The organism is Paraburkholderia sp. Ac-20347, from assembly GCF_017104805.1.
Taxonomy (GTDB): domain Bacteria; phylum Pseudomonadota; class Gammaproteobacteria; order Burkholderiales; family Burkholderiaceae; genus Paraburkholderia; species Paraburkholderia tropica.
The window spans coordinates 1-3,684 of sequence record NZ_JAAGPN010000443.1 but is presented as its reverse complement, the minus strand read 5'-3'; the positions used below and the strand labels follow the sequence as shown (position 1 = coordinate 3,684).

Below are 3,684 nucleotides of genomic sequence, written 5' to 3'. Positions count from 1 at the left end.
GGTATCGCCCGCGTCGATGGCGCCCGAAGCGTAAATTGCGGAAATCACCGTAAAACGCCTTGAAAACGCCTCTGAGTGGCCCATATTCCGTGCATAACGCATGGACGTTCGCCTTGCGCGGTTTGCGTTAGAGCCGGAAAAAGGCTACAATCTCGGAGTCGCTGGGCGTGCGGCTTTTATTTGCGTCCCAGGTGCGACCACCTGGCTAAGTGAGAAGATGGGCGTTTCGCCCATTTTTTTTTGGCTCGGCCGAATGTGATCGGTGTGTGATCGAAGCGGTTTCGTCACGGTTTCGGGTTTCGAGGCAGTGCGCGATGTGCGGTGAAAAAGTAGTCGAATACACCCATCGCGCAGGCGTCGAATCCGACGTCGAAGCCCCCGGGCAGCAGAACCGGGCATCACATCGCCGGACATCACGTCGGGGTGGGTTCGCCATCTGGGTCACGCGCAAGTAGGTGCAAGAGCGCGCGCTCATCTGGCGCGCGGCCCGCGAATCCCGTTTGACTCTCAGGAACAGGAAGTTGCCGGCTCGCTGCGCGAATATCTGGAGTGGGCATTGTGCAACTGACGGAACTGATTGAAACCACGGTCACCGGGCTCGGTTACGAGCTGGTCGACCTCGAGCGCACCGGGCGCGGCATGCTGGCCATCTACATCGATCAGCCTGCGGGTATCGCGATCGAGGATTGCGAGAAGGTCACGCGTCAGCTGCAGCACGTTCTGTTTGTCGAGAACATCGACTACGAACGTCTTGAGGTCTCGTCGCCCGGCCTCGACCGGCCGCTGAAAAAGCTGGCGGACTTCGAACGCTTCGCGGGCTGCGAAGCGGTTATCACGTTGAAAAAGCCATTGGACGGACGGAAATCGTACCGCGGCATCGTGCATGCCCCGGAAGGCGAAACCATCGGTCTGGAATTCGAAGGGAAGGCGGGTCCTGCGATGCTCGATTTCACGCTCGCGGACATCGACAAAGCCCGCCTGATCCCCAAAGTTGACTTTAGGAGCCGCAAACAATGAGTCGCGAAGTGTTGATGCTGGTGGATGCGCTGGCACGCGAGAAGAATGTCGACAAGGACGTGGTGTTCGCCGCCCTTGAAGCGGCGCTTGCGTCGGCCTCCAAGAAACTCTTCGACGAGGATGCGGACATCCGCGTGCACATCGACCGCGAAAGCGGCGAACACGAGACGTTCCGCCGCTGGCGCATCGTGCCGGACGAGGCGGGTCTGCAGGAGCCGGATCAGGAAATCCTGCTGTTCGAAGCACGCGAGCAAGATCCCGAAGCGCAGATCGACGGTTTCGTCGAGCAGCCGGTTCCGTCGGTGGAATTCGGCCGTATCGGCGCGCAGGCCGCCAAGCAGGTCATCCTGCAGAAGGTGCGCGACGCCGAGCGCGAGCAGATCCTCAACGACTTCCTCGAGCGCGGCGAAAGCATCATGACCGGCACGGTCAAGCGCATGGACAAGGGCAATTTCATCGTCGAGTCGGGCCGTGTCGAAGCGCTGCTGCGCCGCGACCAGCTGATTCCGAAGGAAAACCTGCGCGTGGGCGACCGCGTGCGTGCCTGGATCGGCAAGGTCGACCGCACCGCGCGCGGCCCGCAGATCGAACTCTCGCGCACGGCGCCCGAGTTCCTGATGAAGCTGTTCGAAATGGAAGTGCCGGAAATCGAACAAGGCCTTCTGGAGATCAAGGCGGCAGCGCGTGATCCGGGCGTGCGCGCCAAGATCGGCGTGGTGGCCTACGACAAGCGTATCGACCCCATCGGCACCTGCGTCGGCATCCGCGGTTCGCGCGTGCAGGCCGTGCGCAATGAGCTCGGTGGCGAAAACGTCGACATCGTGCTATGGTCGGAGGATCCCGCCCAGTTCGTTATCGGCGCGCTCGCGCCGGCGGCCGTGCAGTCGATCGTTGTCGACGAAGAAAAGCACTCGATGGACGTCGTGGTCGACGAAAGCGAGCTCGCGGTCGCCATTGGCCGCAGCGGCCAGAACGTGCGTCTTGCCAGCGAACTGACCGGCTGGCAGATCAACATCATGACGCCGGACGAATCCGCGCAGAAGCAGAATCAGGAGCGCACGGTGCTGCGCGACCTGTTCATGGCGCGTCTCGACGTGGACGAAGAAGTCGCCGACATCCTGATCGACGAAGGCTTCACGAGCCTCGAAGAGATCGCCTACGTGCCGCTCAACGAAATGCTGGAAATCGAGGCGTTCGACGAGGACACCGTGCACGAGCTGCGCAACCGTGCGCGCGACGCGCTGCTCACGCAGGCTATCGCGAACGAAGAGAAAGTCGAAAGCGCCGCGCTGGACCTCAAGAGTCTGGACGGCATGGATCCCGAACTGCATGCAAAGCTGGCGCAGCACGAGGTCCACACCCGCGACGAGCTCGCCGAGCTGGCCGTGGACGAGCTGGTCGAAATGACGGGAATGGAAGAGGACGCCGCCAAGGCGTTGATCATGAAGGCACGTGAGCACTGGTTCCAGTAAGCCTGGCAACAGGTTCGGAACCGGGGCGCGACGAGCAGGAAGCGACCATGACCCATTGAACTGATCGCGGCGGGGCCTCGCAAGGCGAGGCACCCACGGCCGCATGAACCGATGTCAACCGCAAGGAATCGGTCCTTGCATTAAGAGGAATGAATGGCGAGTAACAACGTAGCCCAATTTGCCGCGGAACTGAAAATGCCTGCAGGCGTGCTGCTGGAGCAGCTGCAGGCAGCGGGCGTCCAGAAAGCGAGCGAGACCGATGCCTTGTCGGAAACGGACAAGGCGCGTCTGCTCGACCACTTGCGCAAGTCGCACGGTTCGACCGACGCGGACAAGCGCAAGATCACGCTGACGAAACGGCATACGTCGGAGATCAAGCAGTCCGATTCGACGGGTAAGGCACGCACCATTCAGGTCGAGGTGCGCAAGAAGCGCACGTTCGTCCGCCGCGACGAGTCCGCCGAACAGGCGGAGGCATCGAATCATGCCGCCGACGCAGCAGTCGCCGCCGAAGAGGCGGAGCTGCAGCGCCGCGAAGAAGAAGCGCGCCGCGAGGCCGAGCTGCTCGAGCGTCAGGCTCAGGAGCTCAAGGAGCGTCAGGAGCTGCTCGCGCGTGAAGAGTCGGAGCGCCGTGCGCGCGAAGAGGCCGCCGAGGCCGAACGCCGCCGCGCCGAGGAAGAAGCAGAAAAGAAAAAGGCAGTGGCCGAAGCCGCCGCGCGTGAGCTCGCCGCTCAAGCCGTGGCTGCACAGCGCAATGCCGAAGCGGAATCGAAGGAAGTGAAACAGCAGCAGGACCAGCAAGACGAACAGCGCGCCGCCGCCGAACGCGCCGCGCAACGCGAAGCGGCCCAGAAGGCCGAGGCCGCCGCACGCGAAGCCGCCGACAAGGCGCAGAAGGAACAGGACGAGATCGCGCGTCGTCGCGCGGCCGCCGAAGCCGAAGCGCGCGCCATCCGCGAAATGATGAACACGCCGCGCAAGGCGCAGGTCAAGGCGGTGGAACCGCCGAAGCCGGTCGAGCCGCCGAAGCCTGCCGAAGCCAAGGGCACGCTGCACAAGCCGGCGCGTCCGGAAGGTGCGGCTTCACGTCCGGCAGCGGGCGCGGGCGCGAAGAAGCCCGCCACCGCGGCTGCGCCGTCGACGAGCAGATCGGAAGAGCGTCGTGCGCGGAAAGGTGGTGCGCGCCAGTGTAGAT

The 3,684-nt window shown here is 63.4% G+C and carries 3 protein-coding genes; all 3 read left to right on the top strand.

Annotated elements, in window-relative coordinates:
- Window positions 1-558: 558 nt before the first annotated feature.
- Window positions 559-1,017: a ribosome maturation factor RimP gene (gene rimP / locus G3N97_RS37215; RefSeq protein WP_065061251.1), complete on the top strand. Its 459-nt coding sequence runs from the start codon at window positions 559-561 to the stop codon at window positions 1,015-1,017.
- A complete protein-coding gene (gene nusA / locus G3N97_RS37210) occupies window positions 1,014-2,489 on the top strand; it encodes a transcription termination factor NusA (protein ID WP_205997758.1) in 1,476 nt (491 codons plus the stop codon). Before rimP ends, nusA begins: the two co-directional genes overlap by 4 nt.
- Before the next feature lie 153 nt (window positions 2,490-2,642).
- Window positions 2,643-3,684 (top strand): translation initiation factor IF-2 associated domain-containing protein (locus G3N97_RS37205; protein WP_205997757.1); only part of this gene is annotated, 1,042 nt, incomplete at its 3' end.